Raw genomic sequence first — 25,369 nt, 5'->3', positions numbered from 1 at the left:
GGAGGAACTTTATGTCTAGATTTAGAGAAGGATTATATTATGAAAAACTTAAGAATAAGAAGGTAAGATGCAATCTTTGTCCTCACAAGTGTATTTTGAAAGATGGTCAGCTAGGGATTTGTAACGGAAGACAGAATAAACATGGAATATTATATACTTTAAACTATGGAAAAATTTCTTCTTATACCTATGATCCTATAGAAAAAAAGCCATTGTACCATTTTTATCCAAGTAGTAATATATTTTCAATAGGTACTTTTGGGTGCAATTTAAGATGTAGCTTTTGTCAAAATTGGGAAATTGCCCACTCTCAGCCTAGTATAGTAGAAATATCTGATGAGGATATTATAAAGTTAGCTAAGTCAAATTCTTCTATAGGAATAGCCTATACTTATAATGAACCTACTATATGGTATGAGTATATTTTAAATATGGCAGAAAAAATTAAAAAGGAAGGATTAAAAAATATATATATTACGAATGGTTATATAGAAAAAGAACCTCTAGAAGAATTACTTCCTTATATAGATGCTATGAATATAGATTTGAAGGCTATAGATGACGAGTTTTATAAAGAAATATGTAAAGGGCATATAAATCCAGTATTAGAAACTGTAGAATTAGCCCAAAAGAAAACAGCAGTTGAAATAACAACTCTCCTTATAGAAGGAATGAATGATTCTATGGAAAAGATTAGAGAAATTTCAAAATGGATATCTAGTATAGATAAGGATATTCCTCTCCATTTAACTAGGTATTATCCAGCCTTTAAAATGAATATTCCTCCAACTAGTTATGATTCCCTTTTAAAAGCAAAAGAAGAGGCTGAAAAATATTTAAACTATGTATATATAGGAAATGTGTGGGGAATAGATGTAAATACCTACTGTCCCAAATGCAATAAAAAGTTAATAGAAAGAAGTAATAAAGTAAAACTTACAGGGATTGAAAATGGAAGATGTATAAATTGCAATTATAGTATAAATCTAAAACATTAAGCTTATCTAATAAGCACAATTTCACTAAATATAGAATATTATATATTATGTAGGCAATAATTTAAATAAATGCTTTTTAAGGAGTTGGTTTTTTGTTCTGTACAATTTGTAAACAAAACAGTAATAAGGTCGTAAAATTTTTGGAAGTCTATCTTTGTGAAAAGTGCTTAGATAATATAACAAAAACTAGGGTAGAAGATGAAGAATATGAAAAATATATGGATGTATTTAAAGATATATTTAAAGAGTGTCAGACCTATTGAACTGATACTCTTTTTGTTTCTCTTTGTTATAATAGATATATAATATTTAAATTGAAAGGAGCAAAAAATGGATACTCCTATATTTAAAGGTCTTAAAAAGTATATAGAAGAGGAAAATATATCGTTTCACACTCCAGGACATAAGGGAAAAAATGATATTATAAATTGGAAAAAGTGTATTCCGTCCATAGATTTGACAGAAGTGGAAGGCTTGGATAATTTACAAGATCCTAAGGGAATTATATTAGAGAGCCAAAAATTAGCTGCAAAAACTTTTAAGGCAAAAGAGACATTTTATTCTGTCAATGGAAGTACAGGAGGAATATATATAGCACTATCAGCTATAACAAATCCTGGTGACAAAGTGCTAATTCAAAGAAACTGTCATAAATCTGTTTATAATGGAATTATTTTAAACAATCTTATTCCCAAATATATTTATCCAAAATATAATGAAAAATATAATATTTTAACAGGAATTAATCCATTGGATATAGAAAATAGTTTGAAGGAAAATCCAGATATAGTAGCAGTAGTTATAACTTATCCTAATTATTATGGAATTTGTAGTGACATAGAAAAGATAGTAGATATAGTTCATAAATATAATAAAATACTTTTAGTAGATGAAGCTCATGGAAGTCATCTAATATTTTCTAAAAATCTTCCTATGTCTGCACTAGAATCAGGGGCGGATATAGTAGTTCAAAGTACTCATAAAACATTGCCTAGTTTTACGCAAACCTCTATGATTCATGTAGGAACTAGCAGGGTGGATATAGATAAACTAAAAGATATGTATAATTTGTACCAAACTACTAGCCCTTCTTATATATTTATGGCTTCATTAGATATAACAAGAGCTTATATGGAAGATGTAGGAAGAAATCAATTAGAATTACATTTAAAAAACATAGAAAAATTTAGATCTCAAGTAATGGAAATAGATAGAATATCCATATTTGAAGGTGATATGGAGGATTCTACTATTAAAACAATTGATAAAACTAAAATACTTATAAATATAAAGGGAATAAAAGGGACACAATTAGAAAGCCTATTGAGGAAAAAATATAATATACAATTAGAAATGTCAGATTATTATTATGCATTGGCCTTGACTACCCTTATGAATACAGAAGAGGATTTTAATAATTTTAAAAATGTATTAGAAGATATAAGTATAAAGACAGACTACGAAGAGAAAGAAGATTTTTGCTTTAAAGAATTCAAGCCAATTGTATCAAAACCTATAAGAGAAGGTTTTTTTAGTAAAAAAGCATCCTGTAGTTTAAAAGAAAGTGTAGGAAAGGTTTCAGCAAGTTTCATAATTCCATATCCTCCAGGAGTTCCAATAATAGCACCTGGGGAGATAATAACTAAGGATATATACGAATATATACTATTTTTAAAACAAAATGATATAGAAATAGTTGGATTACTAGATTATAATAGAGAAAAGATAAATGTAGTTATATAGGAAAGGAATGACCAGTAGATGAGTGGAATATTCATAACATTAGAAGGACCAGATGGTTCAGGAAAGAGTACTATTAGTAGATTTCTTTTAGATTATTTAAAAAAAAGAAAAATAGATTTTATATTTACAAGAGAACCAGGGGGAACTCCTATTGGAGAAAATATAAGAAAAATAATACTTGATAAGAAAAATATAAATATGTCTTCTAGAACAGAGGCACTATTATATGCAGCTTCTAGAAGCCAACATATTTCAGAAAAAATAAAACCTGCATTAGATGATGGAAAGGTAGTTGTATGTGAAAGATTTGTGCTATCTAGTCTTGCATATCAAGGATATGCAAGGGGATTAGGAATAGAAGAGGTAAAAGATATAAATGATTTTGCCATAGAAGGAGTTATTCCAGATCTTACTTTATTTTTCAATGTAGACCCAGTATATGCGTTAAATAGGAAAACAAATAGAAAAGGAGGAGATAGATTAGAAAAAGAAGGGGTTAATTTTCATAGTAAAGTATATGATGGATATAAGAAGCTTATTTCTTTATATCCAGAGAAAATAAAATTAATAGATGCTTCCAAGTCAATAGAGGAGACTTTTGACCAAGTTAGAAAGGAAATAGAAAAAATACTTTAGAAGGAGGTAATAAATTATGAAACTTATAATTGCTATTGTTCAGGATGAAGATGCACCTGGTTTAGTAGAAGATTTAACTGAAAAAGAATATAGAGTTACAAAATTAGCATCTACGGGAGGATTCTTGAAATCAGGCAATACCACTCTTTTGATAGGAGTTGAAGATGATAAGGTAAAAGAAGTATTGAAGATAATAGAAGACACTTGTAAAACTAGAGAAATAACTACTTCTTTAATGACTGTGACTATGCCAGGGGATACTTATATACCTTATCCTCTAGAAGTTAAGATAGGTGGAGCTACTATATTTATATTAGATGTAGAGAAATATATTAGAGTTTAATTGGAGGGTGGTATATATGAAACTTATAATATCTATAGTTCAAGATCAGGATGTATCTAAGGTTATTAAAACACTAATGGAAAACAACCATAGAGTTACAAAATTAGCATCTACAGGAGGGTTCTTAAAATCAGGCAACACCACTCTTTTGATAGGAGTTGAAGATGAAAAGATAGATGAGGTTGTAGAAACTATAGAAGAATTATGTAGAGGAAGAAAAGTTGAAAATGGAAACGAAGATGTGGAAGTGGGAGGAGCCACAATTTTTGTTATAGACATAGATGAGTTTAAAAGGATTTAATAATGGGGGAATTTCATGGAATTTAATCATATAATAGGACATGAAAAAGTTATTCAAAACCTTAAAAATTCTATAGAAAAGGGTAGTATAAGCCATAGCTATCTATTTCAAGGACCAGAAGCAGTTGGAAAAAGGAAGGTAGCTATGGCATTTTCTAAAACCCTCCTCTGTGAAAGAGGAGGGTTAGAGCCGTGTAACAAATGTAATTCTTGTATTAAGTTTGATTCAGGAAATCATCCGGATTTTTATTTAATTAAAGAAGATGGAAATATTATAAAAAATGATCAAATAGAAGATATGATGAAAAGCATGATTACTAAACCTCTTGAAAGTAAAAGAAAGATATATATTGTAGACAATAGTTTTAAAATAGATATTAGATTGCAGAATAAACTTCTTAAGACATTAGAAGAGCCTCCTAGCTATGTAAATATAATTCTAATAAGTGATAGCATTACAAAACTTCTACCAACAATTATTTCAAGATGTGAGATTATAAAGTTTACTCCTTTGAAAGAAAAAGAAATAGCTGAATTTTTACAACAAAAACACTGTAAAAATGAAGAAGAAGCCAAATTTATTTCTTCTTTCTCTAAAGGCAGTATAGGTAAGGCTATAGACTTATCCAATAATGAAGAGTTTTTTAAAAGAAGGAACGAATTAATAAATATAATTAATACTATTCTTCAAGGGGACAAACTAAGAGCTTTTGCTTCTATAGACTTTTTTAATGAAAACAAAGATTTTATTGATGAGCTTTTAGATATCATTGTCTATTGGTTTAGAGATATTTATATATATAAGGAACTAGGAAACAATAACCTGATTATAAATAAGGACAAATTAGATTTATTATCCAATCAAGTTTTTTTATCTAAGGATAAAATAAATGATATAATAAAATATGTAGACAGAACAAGACAAAATGTAGAGAGAAGAGTAAATTATCAACTCTCAATTGAAGGAATGCTTCTTAAAATTCAGGAGGTATAATATATGGTTACAGTTGTAGGAGTGAGGTTTAAGAAAGCGGGAAAGATTTATTATTTTAATCCCGATGAATGGGATATAGAAAAAGGGAATTGCGTTATAGTAGAAACTGCAAGAGGAGTAGAGTTTGGTCATGTAGTAGTAGGTCCTAAGGAAGTAACAGAAGATGAAATAGTTCCACCTTTAAAGGATGTTCTTAGGATTGCTACAGATGAAGATTTTCAAATTCATAGAGAAAACGAAAAGAAAGCAGAAGAGGCTTTCTCTATATGTATAGATAAAATAGAAGAGCATAATCTTGAAATGAAGTTAGTAGATGTAGAGTATACATTTGATAACAATAAAGTTATATTTTATTTTACTGCTGATGGAAGAGTTGATTTTAGAGAACTTGTCAAAGATTTGGCAGCTATTTTTAGAACTAGAATAGAGCTTAGACAAATTGGGGTTCGAGATGAAGCCAAGATGATAGGAGGTCTTGGACCTTGTGGGAATCCAACCTGTTGTACTACTTTTCTAGGAGATTTTGATCCAGTTTCAATTAAGATGGCTAAAGAACAAGGATTGTCTTTAAATCCAACCAAGATTTCAGGTCTTTGTGGTAGACTCATGTGTTGTTTAAAATACGAACATGAAGTATATGAAGAGGTTCTTGAAAGATTACCAGAAGTAGGTGCATTAGTGTCAACCCCTTTAGGTGAAGGAACAATAGTAGAAGTATATACACTTTTAGAAAAAGTTAAAGTCAAAGTAAAATTAGAAGACGATACAGAAGATATATTCACCTATAGGATAGATGACATTCAAATAATAGAAGAGGATTTAGAAAGTTTAAAGGAACAAAATATAGAAAATAGTTGTAATGGTAGCTGTCAAAATAATTGCCCTATGAAAGAAATAATAAAAGAGAATAAATTAGAGGAATCAGATGAATAGCTCTTATTTGTAATAAAAAAGATAGTATTGTAGGGAATCTTGGAGAAAAATATAAAAAAGATAGTTAAATATAATTAATAAGTCTTTAATTATTCATAAATTAATGATAGAATATTATCAGTTAGGAGAGATATCTTAAGGGGGTGAACTAGATGGCTTATAAAATAAATGATTCTTGTATTAGCTGTGGTGCTTGTGCAGCAGAATGCCCTGTTGAAGCTATCAGTGCAGGAGATGATAAATACGTTATAGATCCAGAAAGATGTATTGACTGTGGATCATGTGCTAATGTATGTCCAGTAGACGCTCCACAACAAGCTTAATTTACTTAGTATAAAAAAAGACCCTAGAATAGGGTCTTTTTTAATATAGATGTCGACATATACTATATTAGATAATAAAGATGAGACAAAAAGAACCGTTCCTAATATCTTATTGGAGGTGGGAATATGGAAATAGAAAAAGATGAAAGAATAGATATTATACCTGGAAGTAATTTGAAGATAATTCAAAATAAGAAAAAATTTTCTTATGGTATGGATGCTGTACTTTTAGCTGGTTTTTCTTATGTGAAAAGAAAAGATAAGGTAGTGGATTTAGGAACAGGTACTGGGATTATACCTTTACTTTTGTACTCGAGATATAGGCCGAGTAAAATATATGGCTTAGAAATACAAAGTGAAATGGCAGATATGGCTAATAGAACTGTCCATTTAAACAAGTTAGAAGATAAGATAGAAATATTAAATACGGATTTAAAAGAAATATCTAAAGTATTTGATAAAAACAAATTTGATATAGTTACTTCTAATCCACCTTATATGAATATAGGTGGGGGAGTTATAAATAAAGAAAATAATTTTGCTATTTCTAGACATGAAATTGCCTGTACATTAGAGGATATAATAAAAACTTCTAGCTTTTTACTTAAGAATAAAGGAGATTTTTTCTTAGTCCATAGACCTTATAGGATGGTGGATATTATTTGTTTGTTGAGAAAATATAATTTAGAACCAAAGGAAATTCAATTCGTGCATCCTAAGGTTGGAGAAAAGCCAAATTTGCTTCTTTTAAGAAGTAGCAAAGGCGGAAAACCAGAACTTAAGTTTAAAAAGCCTCTATATGTATATAATGAAGATTGCAGTTATACTGATGAAATTTATAAAATTTATGGAATAGATAAGGAGAATATAAATGTTTAAGGGTACTCTTTTTATTTGTCCAACACCTATTGGCAATTTGGAAGATATAACCTTGAGAACTTTAAGAGTATTAGAAGAAGTGGATTTAATAGCGGCAGAAGATACAAGACGGACTATAAAATTACTAAATCATTATAATATAAAAAAACCTCTTACAAGTTATCACGAACACAATAGCATAAAAAAGGGTAGAGTGTTGTTAGAAAAACTTAAAAAAGGAGAAGATATAGCATTAGTTTCAGATGCAGGAATGCCAGGTATATCAGATCCAGGGGAAGACCTTATTAAAGAATCTATTGAAGAGGATATAGAAGTTGTAGTGCTTCCAGGTGCTACAGCATCTATTACTGCTTTAGTTATTTCAGGACTTTCAACGGAGAAATTCGCATTTGAAGGTTTTTTACCATCTGATAGAAAAAATAGAATTAAAGAATTAGAAAGATTGAAAAATGAAGAAAGGACTATTATATTGTATGAATCTCCCTATAGACTAATAGATTTGTTAACAGATATGAAAAAGGTTTTAGGAAATAGAAAAATTTCTATATCTAGGGAACTTACAAAGGTATATGAAGAAACATTTAGAGGTACAGTAGAAGATGGAATAGAAGAATTTAAAAAACAAAAGAAGGGAGAATTTGTTGTAATAGTTGAAGGTGGAGAGAAAAATGAAGAAAATCCCTTTGAAAAAATTTCTATAAAAAATCACTTGAAAATGTACATAGAAAAAGGTTTTTCTAAAAAGGATGCAGTGAAAAAGGTGGCTAAAGAAAGAGGACTACCCAAGAACCAAGTGTATAAAGAAAGTATTAATATATAAAAATGAATTATCCCGCCTAATAGAGGCGGGATATATTTTACTTATTAAGTTCTTCAAGGCAAGCAGGACAAATATTCTTGTTTTTAAATACTGTTACATCTTTAGCTTGTCCACAAAATATACAAGCTGGTGCATATTTTTTAAGTATAATTTGTTCCCCGTCAACATAAATTTCTAGTGCGTCTTTTTCAGCAATTTCCAATGTTCTTCTCAATTCAATTGGAATAACCACCCTGCCTAATTCATCTACTTTTCTAACAATACCAGTTGATTTCATAGCTCATTCCTCCCATTGTAAATCGACTTTTTTCTACAATTAAAATAGTACCATATATGCCAAATAAAGTCAACCTTTTTTCCGAAATAATTGATATTTTTCAAAAAAAATCACACAATGTTTATATTTATTTCATATACTTTGGTATACTTAAATATATAGCTTTGAAATGAGGTGATACTATGTATGAAATTAGTAAGGAATTGAAAGAAAAAGTAGTACAACTAAATTCCACACTATTAGAGAAATATAAGGATTTTTTTAACATGGATGAATATGAATTGAGAGATTTTATAGATGAAAATATAGGAAAGATAATAAAAATAGAAAAACTTAGTAAAGATGAACTAAATAAATGTTATAAAAATGGAGGTATTGTAGGGGTAGATGGTTCTAGAAATAGAGTTGGGGGAGCTTATCCCCATTATGTAGAAATTTATCAAGGGTTAGCTAAAAGTACCATATATGAAGAAAGTCCTATTTTTAAAGCAGATTATTATACTCCACTTTATTTAGAAGGAGAAAGAGATTTACTTAAAAAATTTGAAGAAGAAGAAAATAAGGAGGAAGCTATTAGAGATTATAAACTTTCCAGTATAGAGGTAGAAGTAGCATTAGAAGCAGTTAAAGAATTTAATCCCTATGCTATAATGATGGATGGTTCACTAATAAGATATGATATAGAATGTTTTGATAAATGGATAGAGCTTAGACAAGAATGTGAAAGGAGAAATATTGTTCTTATAGGAGTTATAAAAGACATAAAAACTTCTATTATAGGCCAGAATCTAATAGAAGAAAAACAATTGGATGTTAAAGAATTTTTATATGATAGAGAAATACTTTATGGTTTGCTTAAATATGGTGAAATAATTAAAATAGAAGACAAGGTAGCTAAAAAATCTAAGGAAGGATTTACTTCTATATTCATGAGGAGTTCAGAAGCACCTAATATTATTGGAATGGATATATTGGACAATCAAAGAGAATATTTAGATGAAATGGCAAGACTAGTCCTTTCCTTAACACCTTCTAGTAGTAGAGGAGTACCTCTATGGTTGGATATAGTAGATAGCCAGGTGAAAATATCTGATAAAATGGTGGAAGGACTTTTAGGAAACTATTTAGATAGACAAGTATTTGAAAAGTTTTTCATATCTGAAAGAGATAAGAGAACACTTTAGGGGGAGATTGTATGAAAGTTGTAGGAGTTACAACTCAGCAAGAGGTATATATTGGTTCAAAAGATAGAAACTTTAGAATAAATGAATTTTTAATCATAATGGATGAATATCAAGGCGATTTAATGGGAGAGGTAGTAGAAGCCAAAACTTATAATAGATACATACCTTTGAATATAAATGGAGATTTAGTAGATGCATCTGTATTAGAATCCTTAAAAGCTATAGGTTATAATGTAGATGAAGATACTATATATATTGCTAAGGTAAGACTTTTAAATGAAGCCCAATATCCAATAGAAACAGGTTCAGATATAAGAATACCTAAATTTAGTGAAGTTAAAGATTTAATGGTGAAATCTACAAGTGAAGAAGGATTAGTTCTTGGTGCTATTAAAAACACAGATCAGATGGAAAAAGATATGGATGAAGAATTTAAAAATCTACTTTATTTATTTGAAGATGGAAAGCTCAAAGCTCAAAAAGGTATTCCTTTTATATTTAATTTAAGATCTATGCATCAATATCCCCATATTGGTGTTTTTGGTGGGTCTGGTTCTGGTAAATCTTTTGGTCTCAGGGTAGTACTTGAAGAGCTTATGAAGCTAAATATACCTACTATAATCCTAGATCCACATTTTGAAATGGATTTCTCTGAAAGCCAAGATTATATGCCTAAAGATGAAGTGGAGGATTTTAGTGAGAGATTTAAATGCCTTCAAGTGGGATATCATGTTGGAGTTAGATTTGAGGAGTTAAATCCTAAGGATTTAAAAAATCTTTTAGATGCTTCAAGTCCTTTAACAGATGCTATGAACAATGTAGTGGATATATTATTTAAAAAGAATGATTCTTTTCAAAGTTTTCATGATAGATTAAAGATGCTTTCAGAAGCTCAGGAAGAAGGTTCTCCAGATAAAATAAGAAGAAGGATTGAAGAAAGTACAACTGATGCAGAAAAAGATGGATGGAAAATGAGAAAAGAGTTATACGAAACATATGATAAGACCTGTCCTTATAGTTCAGTAAGGGGAATTTTCTGGAGATTAAAGAGGTTAGAAAATGAGGGGATATTTTCTAATGATATACATGAAATAGAAGAAGGACTAAAGATGGGAAAGCTCATAGTCATACAAGGTAGCACTAGAATGTTGCAAGTATTTAGTACTTATCTTTTAAATAATTTATACCATAGGAGAAGGGATTTTAAAGATGCTGAATATAAGCATACTACAGCAGAGTATTTTCCACCATTTGTAATAGTTACAGATGAAGCCCATAACTTTGCACCAAAAGGCTATGATTCTCCCTCAAAGTCTATACTTAAAGAAATATCTCAAGAAGGTAGAAAATATGGGGTATTTTTAATACTAGCAACTCAAAGACCTACTTTATTAGAAGAGACTATTACTGCCCAATTAAATACTAAATTTATATTTAGAACTGTAAGGGCATCTGATATTCAGACTATAAAAGAAGAAACGGATATTACAGAGGAAGAAGCAAGGAGGTTACCTTATTTACAATCTGGAGATGTATTTATATCTTCAGCAACTATGGGAAGAACCATATATGTAAGAATTAGAGCTTCAAAAACTTCTAGTCCTCATACCGAAAATCCTTTTGATGAACTTTTAAATTATAGCAAAGAACGAGAAGATAAATTTTACAGATTAATAAAAGATAAGCTTCCTATAAATGATTCACAAATTCTTTCTACATTAGCGGAGATAGAAAAAGAAACTGGTGAAGTATTAGACATGAATCGATTTAAAGAAAGATTAGAAGGTTTAGCAGCACAGGGTAGAATTGAAAAAGTATCAACTCCATTTGGAGATATGTATAAATAAAAGTTATTATAAAGACTCTTCTTTCATATATTTTATTGGAAGGAGAGTTTTTCTATGTTAAATACTATATGGTTTTTATTAATTTCCATAGGAATAATATATTCTATATTTAATGGTACTTTAGTAGAAATAAATAATGTTATATTACAAGAAGCACAGGAAGGGGTTATGTTTTGCATAAGCATTATAGGAATTATGTCTTTTTGGCTTGGAATAATGAATATAGCAGAAGAATCAGGTCTTTTAAAAAAGCTTTCTCTTGGTTTAAGACCTATTATAAGATTCCTGTTTCCTGAAATTCCCAAGGATCATCCAGCAGAAAGATGGATTATTATGAATCTTATTGCCAATATGTTTGGGGTAGGAAATGGTGCTACAGCTTTTGGACTGAAAGCAATGAAGGAAATGAATAGTTTAAATAGGAATAAAAAAAGAGCTACCAATGCTATGTGTATGTTTTTAGTAATAAATATGTCATCTGTTCAATTAGTACCTTTAACTGTACTTAAAATTAGATATGATTATGGTTCTGTAAATCCTTCTGAGATTGTAGGTCCAGGTATCATTGCTACATCTATTTCTACCATAGTAGGAATATTAGCTGTAAAATTTCTTGAAGAGAGGTATTGATATGGATATATTTTCGTCAGCATTAATTCCATTTTTAGTGTTAATTATTCTTATTTATGGGTATATAAAAAATATTGATATATATAATTCTTTTATAGAAGGAGCTAAGGAAGGATTAAAGACTTCTTTAAAGATAATGCCTTATTTAATAGCAATTCTCGTATCCATAGGTATATTTAAAAGTTCTCAAGCTATGGACATGATTATATATATATTTAACCCTGTTATGAAGTTAATAGGGTTTCCAGAGGAAGTTTTTCCTCTTCTACTTCTTCGTCCTATATCAGGGAGTGGAGCATTAGCTGCAGTTAAATCCATAATAGAGGATTATGGACCAGATTCTTATCAGGGTAGAGTGGCTTCAATTATGGTAGGTTCTTCTGAGACAATTTTTTATACTATGGCTATATATTTTGGCTCCATAGGTATAAAAGACCATAGACATACCTTAAAGGCAGCTCTCATATCCTATATAGCATCAATTTTTGCAACTATATTCATATGCAATATATTTTTTTAAAAAAATAGACTTGGCAAGAGCCAAATCTATTTTAACAAACCTTTTTTATTCAAGAATATAGACTTTTACTGGTCTTCTTCCAAAGTTTCTAACTTGTGTACTACTAGGGAAGAATAGGTCAATTCTATTTCCTTTAATTGCACCACCTGTATCTTCAGCTACAGCAAAGCCATAATCGCTAGTACTATCAAGAGATTCAATATAAAGTTTGGTTCCTAGTGGAATAACATTAGGGTCTACTGATACTACTCCGGGTCTTACTTGAGTACCTGATGCAGTAAGCCCATAGCCTGGATCTCCTGGATTTTTTCCACAGCTTGCAAAAGATAAGTCATAAGCTGTTGCTACTACAGTAAAGGCTTTTTTATATCTCATATTGCCTTTTTTATTTACGTTTTGTGCTTTAACAGCATTTCTTCTAGTAGGAGTTCCCCCTCCTCTAGAAGCGACTTGTATAGTCTTTGGTTTTTGAATTTCTTTTGTACCTTTTTCAACTATCTTTGCTACAGGAGCTGATACTACTTCTTCAGAAATTATATCTTCTGATACTAAGTCTCCATTTTTGAAGATTTTTTTAATCTTAGTTTCCTTAACTCCATTTTTTCCTTCTTGAACAATATTTGATTTACCTTTTTCTAACTTAATATTATCTTCAACAATATTTTCAAAAGGTATGTCATCTTTTACTGTATCAATTGTTTCACTAATCTGAACTATTTCAATTTGAGTTTTAGGCTCAACCTTTTTATCTAAATCAGGATAAGTATAATCTTTGTTGCCTAATTTGATATCTAGATCTTTTAATATGTCTTTTACTATATTTTCTGTAGATTGCATTTCAGTAATCTTTTTCCCCAATTTAATTTTATAAGTTTTTGGGTTTTTGATTATAATTTCATCTCCATCTTTTAACTTAGTATCAGATTTAGGATGTAAGTATCCTCCTTCTTCTACTTTAATATCTTCTTTTTCAAGCAGCTCCCCTACTGTACCCTTTAATGTTTTCACTATAATTTTGTTTTCATCTATGCTAATAGTAATTTCTTTTGTCTCTTTCTTATAAATGCCAAAAACAAGCATGGCTGCAATAGCGAGGATAGTTAAAGTTTTCAGATGGCGATTATGAAACCCTGAATTATCTTCCATTATTTTCCCTCCTCTGGTTTGCTGTATAGTATTCTAGTTTAAATAAAATAATTTGTCAAATTTTTTGATGAGTTTTCTAAATCTTTTTTAAATTTGCAAAAAGACCCTATGAACTGCTATTATAACCAGTTTTATAAAAAGATATTCTTAAATAGTTAGAGAGTAGAAATGATTTTTCAAAAAAACTTATTGCTCTCGAATCCCATGATTTCAATGAAAACTCGAGAGCCTTATTCACAAAAGTTAAAAAGAATTTAGTTTTTTTAAGAAATATGGACCAATTACTCTATATCATCAGTATTAGACGGATTTGTAGGAATACTATCTAATTCTTCTGGCAAAACATTTTTCATCTGATTTGATTCCATAGGATAATCCATTGGGTACATATACCTTCCACATTGCCTCATACATACAGCTATACATTGCCTAACCATTGGATCCATCATAGGACAATCCATTGATGGGTCCATATAGTATGGAGGCTCATATATAGGATAGTCTGGCATATAAGGATCCATTGGATACATTGGTGGTACTACAGGCATACAAGGATCTGGGTTAATATCTGGATACATAAAAAACAACTCCTTTATTTTTTATAGTTAATAATATTATATGTATGTGGTCAAAAATGTGATAGCTAAAACCTTGACAAATTCTTTATATTGCTATATATTTACTAGATAAATAGGGTATAATTAATATATATAAGTTTTAAAAAAATATATGATTTTAATTTTATATAGATTTAATTTAAAGGTAATGATAAGAAGAGTAGGTTTAAACTTAAATTAAAGAGAGCTGGAGCAGGTGAAAGCCAGTATTTAAGAATAAACTGAAGATGGTCTTTGAACCTTGTAGCTGAATTTTAAGTAGGCTATAACGGGTTTGCAGCCGTTAAAATTGCAAGGTTATATTTATGTAACCTATTAAGGCTCTAACTGTAAAGTTTGAGCAAACTAGAGTGGTACCACGAACAAAACCTTCGTCTCTATTTTTAGAGAAGAAGGTTTTTTTATATATAAATTTAAGGAGGGAGTATATTGAAGAAGAATTATTATATAACCACACCTATTTATTATCCAAGTGACAATCTTCATATAGGTCATACTTATACAACTGTAGCAGCAGATTCTTTAAAAAGATTTAAAGAATTAATGGGCTACAATGCATTGTTTGTAACTGGAACAGATGAGCATGGACAAAAAATACAACAAAAAGCTTTAGAAAGTGGTAAGACTCCAAAAGAATATGTTGATGGAATAGTTAAGGATATTAAAAAACTTTGGGAAATCCTAGATATATCCTATGATGAGTTTGTAAGAACTACTGATATGGAACATGAAAAAGTAGTTAAAAAGGTATTTAACCAATTATATGAACAAGGAGATATATATAAATCTAATTATAATGGATGGTATTGTACACCATGTGAAGCTTTTTGGACAGAAACCCAGTTAGAAGATGGAAAATGTCCAGACTGTGGAAGGAAGGTAGAATGGACAGAGGAAGAAGCTTATTTTTTCAGATTGTCTAAGTATAGGGACGATTTAATAAAATTATTTGAAGAGAATCCAGAGTTTTTACAACCCGAATCTAGAAAGAATGAAATGTTAAATAACTTTTTAAAAGAAGGCTTAGAAGATCTTTGTGTATCTAGAACTACTTTTGATTGGGGTATTAAAGTGCCTTTCAATTCAGAACATGTAGTATATGTATGGTTAGATGCACTTCTTTGCTATATAAGTGCTTTGGGATATGGAACTAATAATGATAAGAAATTCAAAGAGTATTGGCCTTGTGATGTTCATTTGGTAGGAAAAGAAATAGTTAGATTCCATACTATCATATGGCCAGCTGTATTAATGGCATTGGATATAGAACTTCCTAAAAAAGTATTTGGCCATGGTTGGATATTGTTTGAAGATGATAAGATGTCAAAGTCCAAAGGGAATATAATATATCCAGAACCAATTATTGAACTGTATGGAGTAGATGTATTCAAATATTTTCTTTTGAGAGAATTTTCTTTTGGTCAAGACGGTTCTTTTTCTAGAGAGAAATTTTTAGTGAGAGTAAATTCAGATCTAGCTAATGATTTAGGAAATTTAGTAAGTAGAACAATAACTATGGTAGAAAAATACAATGATGGAAGTATTCCAGAGCCAATAATGCTTGGTGAATTTGATGTAGATTTAAGAGAAGTGGCTATAAATGTAGCAGATATTGTAGAAGGAAAAATGGATAAATTAAATTTCAGTGGTGCACTAGAAGAAATATGGAAGCTTATAAGAAGGACTAATAAATATATAGATGAGACGACTCCATGGATATTGGCAAAAGAAGGGCATAAAGAAAGATTAGATACTGTTCTTTATAATCTATGTGAAAGTTTAAGAATCATATCTATATTAATTAGGCCTTTCATGGAAAGGACTTCCGATGAAATAAGGAGACAATTGGGAATTTCAAATGAAGATATTTTATGGGAAGACTCTAAAAAATGGGGTATAATTGTATTTAGAGATAAGGTTAAAAAAGGTAAACCAATATTTCCAAGATTAGATATTAAAAAAGAGTTAGAAAGATTGAATAAAGCTAATGACAAGCTTATAAAAGAAAGAGCTAAAAAAAATAAGAAAGAAGAAGTGGAAAAAACAGAAGAAACAGACTATATAACTATTGATGATTTTGCTAAAGTAGATTTAAAAGTAGCAGAGGTATTGGAAGTTAAAGATCATCCAAATGCAGATAAACTATTGATACTAAAATTGAAGGTAGGAGAAGAAACAAGGCAGGTAGTATCGGGTATTAAAAAATACTATGGTTCAGAAGATTTAATAGGTAAAAAAGTAGTACTTGTAGCCAATTTAAAACCTGTTAAGTTGAGAGGAGAAGAATCTCATGGTATGATATTAGCTGCAGAGGAAGAAGGTAAACTTACATTGGTAAGTACTTTAGAAGATATACCTTCTGGTGCAAAAATTGAGTAGAGAGGTGTAAATATGCTTATAGATAGTCATGCACATTTAGATGATAAAAGATTTAACAAGGACAGGGATAGGTTAATTAAATCTTTAGAAGAAAATGATATATCCCTAGTAATTAATATAGGTGCTGATATCTCTACTAGCATAAAGTCCGTTAAACTAGCTGAAGAATATGAAAATATATATGCTGCAGTGGGGGTTCATCCCCACTCGGCAAAAGAAATGGATGATAGTACTATAGAAGTTTTAAGGGCTTTTGCAAATAGAGATAAGGTAGTAGCCATAGGAGAAATAGGACTAGATTTTCACTATGACAACTCTCCTAGAGATATTCAAAGAAAAAGATTTATTGAACAAATAAAATTAGCAAAGGAACTAGATATGCCTATTGTAGTCCATTCAAGAGATGCAGACCAGGAAACTTTTGATATTATAAAAGAGGAAGCAGCAGATGGGAAATTAAGAGGAGTTTTACATTGTTATTCTGGAAGTGCAGAGATGGCTAAAGATTATGTAGATTTAGGATTTTATATATCTCTTGCAGGTCCTGTTACATTTAAAAATGCAAGAAAACCAAGAGAAGTAGCTAAAACAGTACCAATTGATAGACTTCTTGTTGAAACGGATTCTCCATATCTTACTCCAGAGCCTCATAGGGGGAAGCGAAATGAACCACTATATGTAAGACATGTAGCAAGTATGATAGCTGAAATTAGAGGTATGAGTTTTGAAGATGTAGGAAGGATAACTAGTGAGAATACAAAGAAATTATTCAATATAGATTAAATCTATGAGGAGATGTTGTTTTGATTAAGGAAATAATAGTAGTGGAAGGTAGAGATGATATTCAAGCAGTTAAAAAAGCAGTAGAAGCAGAAATTATAGCTACTGGTGGCTATGGATTTAATGAAGAGTTTTTAGATAGATTAAAAAGAATATCTGAAAAGCGGGGAGTGATCATCCTTACAGATCCGGATTTTGCAGGAGATAAAATAAGAAGAGAAATATCAAATAATCTTAAAAATTGTAAACATGCTTTTTTACCTAGAGGAAAAGCTTTGAAAAAAGGTGATATAGGTGTTGAAAATGCTAACCCTGATGATATTCTTGAAGCGTTAAAAAATGCTAGACCTGTAGTTACAAAGAAAAGAGAAGAATTTTCTAAAGAAGATTTAATTAAATATGGTTTAGTTGGAATGGAAAGTTCAAGAAAGAGAAGAGAATACCTTGGCAAAATACTAGGTATAGGATATGCAAATTCTAAGCAGTTTTTAAATAGGTTGAATAATTATGGAGTTAGTAGAAGAGAGTTTTTAGATGGTGTAGAGAGGATGAATAGGGAAGATGGATAAAAAGAAACTTTATTCCCCTAGCTATATAAGGGAGATCATGAGTAAATATAATTTTAAATTTTCTAAAAGCCTAGGACAGAATTTTCTCATAGATGGAAATATTTTAAGGAAAATATGTGAAGAAGGACAGGTGTCTAAGAAAGATGATATATTAGAAATAGGCCCTGGAATAGGTACTCTTACAGAAGAACTTAGTTCTAGAGCTAATAAAGTAGTGGCAGTAGAGCTGGATAAAGCTTTAATACCTATATTAGATGAGACGTTGAAAGATTGCTATAACGTTGAAATAGTATCAGGAGATATTTTGAAAATAGATTTACCTAAATTATTTAAGGAGAAATTTAAAAATGAAAATATAAAAGTTGTAGCCAATCTTCCCTATTATATTACTACTCCTATAATTGGAAAGCTTTTAGAAGATGAATTGGATATAGATAGTATATTAGTCATGGTACAATATGAAGTAGCAGAAAGAATGAAGGCTAGTCCAGGAACTAAAGATTATGGTTCCTTGTCAGTATTTGTTCAATACTATACAGAACCCGAAATAATCTTTTCTGTTCCTAAAACTGCTTTCATGCCTAGTCCCAATGTAGATTCTGCTGTTATAGAGCTTAAAATTAGAAAAGAGAAACTAGAATTAGAAAACAGAGAAAGATTTTTTAAAGTAGTGAAAGCTGCCTTTTCCCAAAGGCGAAAAACCATATTAAATTCTCTTTCATCAGGATTGAAAATAGAAAAAGATATTATAAGAGATACACTTGATAAATCAGGTATAGATTCTAAATTAAGAGCAGAAAATTTAACAATTGAAGAATTTTCAAAGATTAGTGCAATATTACCTCCCTTTAACATATATTAATAATAGGATTTAAAAAGGGGGGTTTCTCTTGTCTGAAAGTTTCGTATACACTAGAAAGTTTTTTATTTTAAAAGAAGAGTTTACTAATATACAAAGAATAAGGCCTAAAGGACATGGATTATTGGAAGCAAGAGAAAATATTGGGAAAATAAGCATAAATGTAGATAAAGGAGAAAAAGAAAGTAGCTATACCATCTATTTAGTTGGGTTAGAAAAAGGAGATATTATAGAAGTAAACTTAGGTAGAATTATTACTAATAGTAGAGGAAAAGGAAGATTTGAGAAAAAATTTAATCCAAGAAATATAGAAAGGTCTAATTATTCTATTGACAAATTCAATGCATTGGTTATAAGGAAGGGTATAAATGTATTGTTGACAGGTTATATTAATAAGGACAATGGAGTAGTAGATCAGTATATTTCTGACTTAACAGATGAAAGAGAAATGCTAGATGAAGGTAAAGAGGAAATATCAGAAAAGTTAGATGAGAAGGAAGAATTAGAAGAAAATTTGAAAGAAGTAGAAGAAGAACCTGAAATATTTATGGAAAATTCTCCTCTAGATTATGAAGAAAAGTTTGAGGAAATCAATGTGGAAGATACTGATGATGATTATAAAGAAGATAATGTAGAAGAAAATGAGAAAGTAGAAAAAATAGAAGAAGAGCTTAAAGAAGATAATGTAGAAGAATTTATAGAAGATATTGATAACGACTATAAAATGAATAATGTAGAAGAAAATGAGAAAGTAGAAGAAATAGAAGAAGAGCTTGAAGAAGATAATGTAGAAGAATTTATAGAAGATATTGACAACGACTATAAAATGAATAATGTAGAAGAAAATGAGAAAGTAGAAGAAATAGAAGAGGAGTTTGAAGAAGATAATGTAGAAGAATTTACAGAAGATATTGATAAGGACTATGAAATGAATAATGTAGAAGAAAGAGAGAAAGTAGAAGAAACAGAAGAGAAGTTTGAAGAAGATAATATAGAAGCATTTACAGAAGGTGCTAATGATGACTATAAAGTTGATAATGTAAAAATAGACAAGGAAGTAGAAGAGATAGAAGAAGAACCAATAAAAGAATTGGAATTTGAAAAAGCTGAAGAAGATATAAAAATTGAACCTAACTATGATCAAAATCACATAGAATATATGAAAAGACTAGATTATAAAGAACAAATGTCTGAATATATATTAAGTATTTTAAGATTTTTTCCATATGTAAATCCTTTTAGAATAGAATTAAAAGGTTATGACTGGTGGGAGATAAATTATGATGGAGGAAACATACACAGAGGATTTTTACCTTTTTATAATTATTTATTTAATACTTATGATAATTATCCTTTTATGCAAGAAGTTGCTACTTGCCATGCACTAATAAAAAAATATAGTCATTATTTATTTGGAATATATAGAGATGAAAAAGAAATAAAATACTATCTTTATGGTGTGCCTGGAAGGTTTGATTCATTAGAACATCCTTTTAGAGGAGTAACAGGATTTAATACTTGGTATGAGTCTGAAAATGGCTTTGGCTATTGGATTATGTATATAGATCCACTGATGAGAAAAGTTATTTATCCATTAAACCCTATGACACCACCATATTAGCAAAGTATGGTATAATAATATACATATAACCTTTTTTGAAAGGGGGATAGACTGCAGTTTTGCAGTATAAAAAATTGAAAAAAACTAAAGAACCTAAGAAAATATGTGAAGTGAGTGCAACAAATGATGACAAATTAGAAAAAATAAAAAATAGTATGATAGAAGAACAGAAAATAAAGCTTCTTTCTGAAATTTTTAAAGCATTGTCAGATCCTACTAGACTTAAAATAATATATGTTCTTTCAAAGAGTCCTCTATGTGTATGTGATATAGCTCAACTTTTGGACATGACTCAATCAGCCATATCTCATCATTTAAGGATGCTTAGAAATTTAAATTTAGTTAAGTTTAGAAAAGAAGGTAAAATGGTTATATATTCATTAGATGATCATCATGTATTAGAACTATTTAGCCAAGGACTTGATCATGTTAATCATCAGTAATAGCAAAAAAATGAGGCTAAATACTTTTCCTCATTTTTTTGCTATATTCAATATGAGATTTCTTTGAGACAATTTGTATAGCTTCAGCAACTTTTGCAAGTACAGATATTTTTCTTTGTCTATCTAAAAGAAAGGCTTTTTTTTGACTTTCATCTGTAGAAGATAAAAAGTACACTGGAGGCAGATTGTTAAGTGCAATAGATTTAATATCATTTAAACAATCATCACAGGTACAAATATCATAATCCTTGATAACATCATCAATGGTTTCTGATACTAGTATTTCCATATAATTTTTTACCATTAGATCCCAACCTTTCTACAATGGTACTTTAATATTATAACATATAATGCTTAAGAACTACAAACAATAGGAAGAAAGACCTATATTATTTTATTTTTAGTTGATTAAATATACATTTATCGGGTACTATAAAAATAACCGATATAATATTAGGGTAAAATTGTGAGAGGAGATTTGGAAATGAAAAATATAACTATTTATACCGCTAATGCATGTCCTTATTGCATTAAAACAAAAGAATATTTTTTGAAAAAAGGTATAAAATATGATGAAAAGAATGTTCAAGAAAACTCTCAAGCAAAACAAGAATTATTGTCTATGGGATATCGCACAGTTCCAGTAATATTAATTGATGACGAAGAAATAGTAGGATTTGATAAGTCTAGAATAGATAGGGCTATAGGTTAAAAATAGCCTTGACAAAGATACCCATAGGGGGTATAATGTATATAGAAAATAAAAGGAGGAATTTTAAATGGCAAATGTAACAGTTTATTCAACAGACACATGTCCACATTGTGTAGCAGCGAAAGACTATCTTTCCCAAAACGGGGTATCATATACAGAAAAAAATGTTCAAAGAGATGTAAATGCTAGAAAAGAATTAATGTCTATGGGACATATGGGAGTTCCAGTAATATTAGTTGATGGAGAAGAAATTGTAGGATTTGACAGAGCAAGATTAGATGAGCTACTTAATCTATAATGAATAATAAAAGGTGAGAGATAGAGAAAAAGGAGGGGTTGATGAACCTTTCCTTTTTTTCTTTTAATGTAGATTTGTTAATGAAAAAGGGTAAAATAATAATAATATAAAGCATAGGGGGTATTATTGTGAAAAAAATTATTAATAATCCTAAGAATGTTGTAGATGAGATGCTCAATGGAATTGCTAAAGCCCATCCAGAACATTTAAGGAGGCTAGAAGGGTTTGATGTGTTAGTAAGGAAGAACTCACCAGCAAAAAGAAAAGTAGCTCTTGTAAGTGGTGGAGGAAGCGGACACGAACCATCTCATGGAGGATTTGTAGGAGAAGGTATGCTAGATGCAGCAGTAGCAGGAGAAGTATTTACATCACCTACTCCAGATCAAGTATTTGAAGCTATAAAAGCAGTAGGTGGTGAAGAGGGAGTACTTTTAATAATAAAGAATTATTCTGGAGATGTAATGAATTTTGAAATGGCTAAAGATATGGCAGAAATGGAAGGAATAAAGGTAGAAACCGTAGTTGTAAATGATGATGTAGCAGTAGAAGATAGTACTTATACTACAGGAAGAAGAGGAATAGCTGGTACAGTCTTAGTTCATAAATTGGCTGGCGCAGCAGCAGAAAAGGGAATGGATTTAGAAGATGTAAAAAGAGTTGCAGAAAAAGTCATTGCAAACACTAGATCTATGGGAATGTCCCTCACTCCATGTATAGTACCACAAGCAGGAAAGCCTAGTTTTGAGTTGGAAGAAGATGAAATGGAAGTGGGGTTGGGTATTCATGGAGAGCCAGGAATTTATAAAAGAAAGATAATGAATGCAAATGAGATTACAAAACTACTTTTAGATAAAATATTAGAAGATATAGAAATTGGAGAAAAAGAAGAGGTAGCAGTATTAGTTAATGGTTTAGGTGGAACTCCCCTCATGGAGTTGTATATTGTAAATAGAGAAGTACATGAGTTGTTAGAGGGAAAGAACATTAATATATATAAAACATTGGTTGGAAACGTAATGACCTCATTGGAAATGGCAGGTTTTTCAATTACTGTATTGAAGCTAGACGAAGAATTAAAAGAACTTTTAGATTTTAAAGCAAATACACCAGCCCTTAAAATAGTTTAAAATTTAAATAACAGTAAAGAGGTGATATTTTGATAACATCAGATATATTATTAAGAATAATAGAAAATATGGTCAATACTATAAAAGAAAACAAAGATTATCTTACAGAATTAGATGCAAAAATAGGAGACTCAGATCATGGTATCAATATGGATAAAGGCTTTAGTGCAGTATTGGAAAAATTACCAAGTTTAAAAGAAAAAGATTGTGGAACTATTTTAAAAACTGTAGCTATGGTTTTAATTTCTAAAGTAGGTGGTGCTTCAGGACCACTGTATGGAACAGTCTTTCTGAAGGGAGCAGCAGTAGTACAAGATAAGATGGAAATAAATGAAGAGGATGCAGTAGCTATATTTGATGAGGCTATAAAGGGTGTTAAAATGAGAGGAAAAGCAGAAAAAGGGGATAAAACTATGTTAGATGCTTTGATTCCTGCTTATGAAGATTTTAAAGATTCTATTGAAAATGGAGAAGATATAGTGAAGGCATCTTATAATGCTCAAAAAGCAGCCTATGAAGGTGTAGAGTACACAAAAGAAATAATTGCTAAAAAAGGAAGGGCTAGTTATTTAGGAGAAAGAAGTATAGGACACCAGGATCCAGGAGCTACCTCTAGTTACTTATTGTTAAAAACTATATGGAAAACATTAGATGAAATTTAGTTATATTTAGAGGAGGTTAGAAATGGTAGGAATTGTTATAGTTTCTCATAGTAGTAAGATATCAGAAGGTGTAGTTGAATTAAGTAGCCAAATGGCTGGAGATGTGAAAGTTTTATCGGCAGGTGGAACAGATGATGGAAGAATAGGTACTGATGCCATTAAAATAAAAGAATCAATAGAAAAGGCAAATGATGGAGATGGAGTTTTAGTATTTGCAGATTTGGGAAGTGCAGTGATGAATGCTCAGCTTGCAATAGATATGTTAGATGAAGATTTACAAAAAAAAGTACTAATAGCTAATGGACCTATAGTAGAGGGTGCTGTAGTAGCTGCAGTTCAAGCATCTATAGGAAATAATTTAGAAGAAGTAAAGCAGTCAGCAGAAGAAAGTAAAAATATGAATAAAATATAAAATTTTTAAGAAACTAAGGAGGAGCATATGCTCCTCCTTTTGACATTTCTTTTTTATTGATTCAAAGCTTCTAGAAGATGGTTTAAGTCTAAACCATGAACCATAGCAGCTTCTTCTAAAGATTCCATTTGACTTGATGGACATCCAACACATCCCATGCCAAATCTCATAAGAATTTCTACAGCTTCAGGTTTTTGACGGATTAACTCACCAATTAGCATATCTTTTGTTATTTCCACTTTTAAAACCCTCCTTTTTAAAATCCTCTTAAGAGTATCTTAACATATATTTTATACCCATTGTAACATTATTATATCATTATCTAATTTAAAAAAATTAACCAATTGTATAAAAAAATTAATAATGGAGAACATTATAAAAGGAGGTGATTTAATGGATAATAATGATAATAATAAAGATAGAAATAGAGATACCAAAACTAGAGACGACAACACTAGTGCTGTAGGTGAAGTATTGTTAAGGATTCTTATTACAGCTATAGTAATAGGAATAGCAGCTTTATTAACTCCTGGATTTAGAATAAATGGATTATGGAGTCTTATTTTAGCGTCAGTTGTTATTGCATTATTGGATTATTTAGTTCAGAAGATTGCAGGTGTAGATGCTTCGCCATTTGGGAGGGGACTTACAGGTTTTATTGTTGCTGCAATCATTTTATACGTTACCAAGTTCATTGTTCCAGGATTTAATATATCAGTTTGGGGAGCTATAATAGGAGCTCTAGTTATTGGTATACTAGATGCTATAATTCCAGGAAGAGCTATGTAATAAAATCCTCTAGCCAATATTGGCTAGAGGATTTTCTATTGGTAGAATAAAAAATCTTGACTTATTTAAAATAGTATTATATCATATGCTTAAAGATACCACTACAGGGTATATGTAAAACAATATGGAAAAGGAGGAATTGTTATGTCTATAGAGATAACTCAAGAAGCTTCAAAGGAACTTAGAAAATTTTTAGAGAAAAAACATGATATAAATAAATACCTTAGAATTTATGTTGCAGGTTTTGGTTGAGGTGGACCAAGTTTTGGTATAGCTCTGGATGAGCAAAAAGATGAAGATGAAGTAATTAAAGTAGATGATTTTACTTTCTTATTAGATGCGGATATGGTTAATAATTTTAGTGATTTTACAATAGATTATTCTAATAGCTGGTTGAGAAAGGGCTTCCAAGTAAATGCTGGCAGAGGAGGACCTTCTTGTTAAAAAATAAAAAAAGGTAGGCAATGCCTACCTTTTTTGTTTTTTGGGCAAAAACCCATTTAATTATATAATTAGTAGTATATAATT

Annotated in this window: 33 protein-coding genes and 1 other annotated feature; of the genes, 28 read left to right on the top strand and 5 right to left on the bottom strand. The window is 30.1% G+C overall.

The features are described from left to right. The first annotated feature begins 11 nt into the window (after positions 1–11). From amrS to rsmI, 11 genes are all read left to right on the top strand, one after another. Positions 12–998, top strand: coding sequence for an AmmeMemoRadiSam system radical SAM enzyme (gene amrS / locus NSA23_RS08965; protein ID WP_257490434.1), 987 nt, complete (start codon positions 12–14; stop codon positions 996–998). A 92-nt stretch (positions 999–1,090) separates the two neighbouring features. Continuing rightward, the gene (locus tag NSA23_RS08960; protein WP_257490433.1) at positions 1,091–1,261 is read left to right on the top strand and encodes a sigma factor G inhibitor Gin; all 171 of its coding nucleotides are present in this window, start codon (positions 1,091–1,093) and stop codon (positions 1,259–1,261) included. Positions 1,262–1,328: 67 nt separating this feature from the next. Then, complete coding sequence (locus NSA23_RS08955) at positions 1,329–2,741, top strand: aminotransferase class I/II-fold pyridoxal phosphate-dependent enzyme (RefSeq protein WP_257490432.1); 1,413 nt, start codon at positions 1,329–1,331, stop codon at positions 2,739–2,741. Between the two features lie 18 nt (positions 2,742–2,759). Beyond that, complete coding sequence (tmk, locus tag NSA23_RS08950; protein WP_042679006.1) at positions 2,760–3,377, top strand: dTMP kinase; 618 nt, start codon at positions 2,760–2,762, stop codon at positions 3,375–3,377. A gap of 16 nt (positions 3,378–3,393) precedes the next feature. Beyond that, positions 3,394–3,720, top strand: a complete 327-nt coding sequence (locus NSA23_RS08945) for a cyclic-di-AMP receptor (RefSeq protein WP_042679005.1) — start codon at positions 3,394–3,396, stop codon at positions 3,718–3,720. 16 nt (positions 3,721–3,736) lie between these two features. Continuing rightward, positions 3,737–4,021, top strand: coding sequence for a cyclic-di-AMP receptor (locus tag NSA23_RS08940; RefSeq protein WP_042679004.1), 285 nt, complete (start codon positions 3,737–3,739; stop codon positions 4,019–4,021). A 15-nt stretch (positions 4,022–4,036) separates the two neighbouring features. Continuing rightward, complete coding sequence (holB, locus tag NSA23_RS08935; protein WP_257490431.1) at positions 4,037–5,014, top strand: DNA polymerase III subunit delta'; 978 nt, start codon at positions 4,037–4,039, stop codon at positions 5,012–5,014. A 3-nt stretch (positions 5,015–5,017) separates the two neighbouring features. Continuing rightward, positions 5,018–5,947, top strand: a complete 930-nt coding sequence (locus tag NSA23_RS08930) for a PSP1 domain-containing protein (protein WP_257490430.1) — start codon at positions 5,018–5,020, stop codon at positions 5,945–5,947. A gap of 152 nt (positions 5,948–6,099) precedes the next feature. Then, entirely contained in the window at positions 6,100–6,270 is a 171-nt protein-coding gene (locus NSA23_RS08925; protein WP_042679001.1) for a DUF362 domain-containing protein, read from the top strand. 126 nt (positions 6,271–6,396) lie between these two features. Then, on the top strand, positions 6,397–7,149 hold the full coding sequence (locus NSA23_RS08920) for a tRNA1(Val) (adenine(37)-N6)-methyltransferase (RefSeq protein WP_257490429.1): 753 nt from the start codon (positions 6,397–6,399) through the stop codon (positions 7,147–7,149). Then, the gene (gene rsmI, locus NSA23_RS08915) at positions 7,142–7,969 is read left to right on the top strand and encodes a 16S rRNA (cytidine(1402)-2'-O)-methyltransferase (protein WP_257490428.1); all 828 of its coding nucleotides are present in this window, start codon (positions 7,142–7,144) and stop codon (positions 7,967–7,969) included. The genes NSA23_RS08920 and rsmI overlap by 8 nt, the downstream gene beginning before the upstream one ends. Before the next feature lie 37 nt (positions 7,970–8,006). On the opposite strand, the gene NSA23_RS08910 is transcribed toward rsmI, so the two are convergent. Beyond that, positions 8,007–8,246, bottom strand: a complete 240-nt coding sequence (locus NSA23_RS08910; RefSeq protein WP_042678998.1) for an AbrB/MazE/SpoVT family DNA-binding domain-containing protein — start codon at positions 8,244–8,246, stop codon at positions 8,007–8,009. A 182-nt stretch (positions 8,247–8,428) separates the two neighbouring features. Here NSA23_RS08910 and NSA23_RS08905 point away from each other — a divergent pair, with 182 nt between their 5' ends. Genes NSA23_RS08905 through NSA23_RS08890 form a run of 4 tightly spaced genes read left to right on the top strand, consistent with a single transcriptional unit; the run spans position 8,429 to position 12,427 of the window. Beyond that, positions 8,429–9,430 carry a DNA double-strand break repair nuclease NurA gene (locus NSA23_RS08905; protein WP_042678997.1) on the top strand — a complete coding sequence of 334 codons (1,002 nt, stop codon included), beginning with the start codon at positions 8,429–8,431 and terminating at the stop codon, positions 9,428–9,430. 11 nt (positions 9,431–9,441) lie between these two features. Next, complete coding sequence (locus tag NSA23_RS08900) at positions 9,442–11,277, top strand: ATP-binding protein (RefSeq protein ID WP_042678996.1); 1,836 nt, start codon at positions 9,442–9,444, stop codon at positions 11,275–11,277. A 54-nt stretch (positions 11,278–11,331) separates the two neighbouring features. Next, positions 11,332–11,907: a nucleoside recognition domain-containing protein gene (locus tag NSA23_RS08895; RefSeq protein WP_042678995.1), complete on the top strand. Its 576-nt coding sequence runs from the start codon at positions 11,332–11,334 to the stop codon at positions 11,905–11,907. A 1-nt stretch (position 11,908) separates the two neighbouring features. Beyond that, entirely contained in the window at positions 11,909–12,427 is a 519-nt protein-coding gene (locus NSA23_RS08890) for a spore maturation protein (protein ID WP_042678994.1), read from the top strand. A gap of 45 nt (positions 12,428–12,472) precedes the next feature. Here the strand turns inward: NSA23_RS08890 and NSA23_RS08885 are convergent, their stop codons facing one another. Beyond that, positions 12,473–13,573 carry a 3D domain-containing protein gene (locus tag NSA23_RS08885; protein WP_042678992.1) on the bottom strand — a complete coding sequence of 367 codons (1,101 nt, stop codon included), beginning with the start codon at positions 13,571–13,573 and terminating at the stop codon, positions 12,473–12,475. 281 nt (positions 13,574–13,854) lie between these two features. Beyond that, positions 13,855–14,151: a hypothetical protein gene (locus NSA23_RS08880; protein ID WP_042678991.1), complete on the bottom strand. Its 297-nt coding sequence runs from the start codon at positions 14,149–14,151 to the stop codon at positions 13,855–13,857. 178 nt (positions 14,152–14,329) lie between these two features. Continuing rightward, positions 14,330–14,572, top strand: a binding site (T-box leader). Positions 14,573–14,619: 47 nt separating this feature from the next. Between NSA23_RS08880 and metG the strand changes: the two genes are divergently transcribed. From metG to NSA23_RS08850, 6 genes are read left to right on the top strand one after another with little or no spacing between them, the layout of a single operon-like run. Next, the gene (metG, locus tag NSA23_RS08875; RefSeq protein ID WP_276505450.1) at positions 14,620–16,569 is read left to right on the top strand and encodes a methionine--tRNA ligase; all 1,950 of its coding nucleotides are present in this window, start codon (positions 14,620–14,622) and stop codon (positions 16,567–16,569) included. A 12-nt stretch (positions 16,570–16,581) separates the two neighbouring features. Further along, positions 16,582–17,352: a TatD family hydrolase gene (locus NSA23_RS08870; RefSeq protein WP_042678989.1), complete on the top strand. Its 771-nt coding sequence runs from the start codon at positions 16,582–16,584 to the stop codon at positions 17,350–17,352. 20 nt (positions 17,353–17,372) lie between these two features. Continuing rightward, the gene (gene rnmV / locus NSA23_RS08865; protein WP_042678988.1) at positions 17,373–17,918 is read left to right on the top strand and encodes a ribonuclease M5; all 546 of its coding nucleotides are present in this window, start codon (positions 17,373–17,375) and stop codon (positions 17,916–17,918) included. A 37-nt stretch (positions 17,919–17,955) separates the two neighbouring features. Continuing rightward, entirely contained in the window at positions 17,956–18,780 is an 825-nt protein-coding gene (gene rsmA / locus NSA23_RS08860) for a 16S rRNA (adenine(1518)-N(6)/adenine(1519)-N(6))-dimethyltransferase RsmA (RefSeq protein ID WP_276537052.1), read from the top strand. Positions 18,781–18,808: 28 nt separating this feature from the next. Next, the gene (locus tag NSA23_RS08855; protein ID WP_257490427.1) at positions 18,809–20,398 is read left to right on the top strand and encodes a hypothetical protein; all 1,590 of its coding nucleotides are present in this window, start codon (positions 18,809–18,811) and stop codon (positions 20,396–20,398) included. A 59-nt stretch (positions 20,399–20,457) separates the two neighbouring features. Then, a complete protein-coding gene (locus NSA23_RS08850; RefSeq protein WP_306419564.1) occupies positions 20,458–20,841 on the top strand; it encodes an ArsR/SmtB family transcription factor in 384 nt (127 codons plus the stop codon). Positions 20,842–20,857: 16 nt separating this feature from the next. Here the strand turns inward: NSA23_RS08850 and NSA23_RS08845 are convergent, their stop codons facing one another. Beyond that, positions 20,858–21,145, bottom strand: coding sequence for a late competence development ComFB family protein (locus NSA23_RS08845; protein WP_042678984.1), 288 nt, complete (start codon positions 21,143–21,145; stop codon positions 20,858–20,860). A gap of 180 nt (positions 21,146–21,325) precedes the next feature. On the opposite strand from NSA23_RS08845, the gene NSA23_RS08840 reads away from it, so the two are divergent. The 5 genes from NSA23_RS08840 to dhaM all read left to right on the top strand — a co-directional run bounded on the left by NSA23_RS08840 (position 21,326) and on the right by dhaM (position 24,052). Further along, positions 21,326–21,553 carry a glutaredoxin family protein gene (locus NSA23_RS08840; RefSeq protein WP_042678983.1) on the top strand — a complete coding sequence of 76 codons (228 nt, stop codon included), beginning with the start codon at positions 21,326–21,328 and terminating at the stop codon, positions 21,551–21,553. Between the two features lie 67 nt (positions 21,554–21,620). Next, the gene (locus tag NSA23_RS08835) at positions 21,621–21,851 is read left to right on the top strand and encodes a glutaredoxin family protein (protein WP_042678982.1); all 231 of its coding nucleotides are present in this window, start codon (positions 21,621–21,623) and stop codon (positions 21,849–21,851) included. A 128-nt stretch (positions 21,852–21,979) separates the two neighbouring features. Then, a complete protein-coding gene (gene dhaK, locus NSA23_RS08830; RefSeq protein ID WP_042678981.1) occupies positions 21,980–22,978 on the top strand; it encodes a dihydroxyacetone kinase subunit DhaK in 999 nt (332 codons plus the stop codon). Positions 22,979–23,007: 29 nt separating this feature from the next. Next, positions 23,008–23,640, top strand: coding sequence for a dihydroxyacetone kinase subunit DhaL (gene dhaL / locus NSA23_RS08825; RefSeq protein ID WP_246119163.1), 633 nt, complete (start codon positions 23,008–23,010; stop codon positions 23,638–23,640). 22 nt (positions 23,641–23,662) lie between these two features. Next, on the top strand, positions 23,663–24,052 hold the full coding sequence (dhaM, locus tag NSA23_RS08820) for a dihydroxyacetone kinase phosphoryl donor subunit DhaM (protein ID WP_042678979.1): 390 nt from the start codon (positions 23,663–23,665) through the stop codon (positions 24,050–24,052). A 53-nt stretch (positions 24,053–24,105) separates the two neighbouring features. Here the strand turns inward: dhaM and NSA23_RS08815 are convergent, their stop codons facing one another. Continuing rightward, positions 24,106–24,291 (bottom strand): DUF1858 domain-containing protein, encoded by a 186-nt coding sequence (locus NSA23_RS08815; protein ID WP_042678978.1) that lies wholly within the window; start codon positions 24,289–24,291, stop codon positions 24,106–24,108. Between the two features lie 154 nt (positions 24,292–24,445). Between NSA23_RS08815 and NSA23_RS08810 the strand changes: the two genes are divergently transcribed. Both NSA23_RS08810 and NSA23_RS16645 read left to right on the top strand, forming a co-directional pair. Then, positions 24,446–24,841: a phage holin family protein gene (locus tag NSA23_RS08810; RefSeq protein WP_042678976.1), complete on the top strand. Its 396-nt coding sequence runs from the start codon at positions 24,446–24,448 to the stop codon at positions 24,839–24,841. 144 nt (positions 24,842–24,985) lie between these two features. Then, positions 24,986–25,285, top strand: a complete 300-nt coding sequence (locus tag NSA23_RS16645; RefSeq protein ID WP_338080904.1) for a HesB-like protein — start codon at positions 24,986–24,988, stop codon at positions 25,283–25,285. Positions 25,286–25,369: the final 84 nt, after the last annotated feature.

The sequence above is a fragment of the Anaerosalibacter massiliensis genome, assembly GCF_024623155.1.
GTDB lineage: Bacteria > Bacillota > Clostridia > Tissierellales > Sporanaerobacteraceae > Anaerosalibacter > Anaerosalibacter massiliensis.
This window is presented reverse-complemented; position numbering and strand designations above follow the sequence as displayed.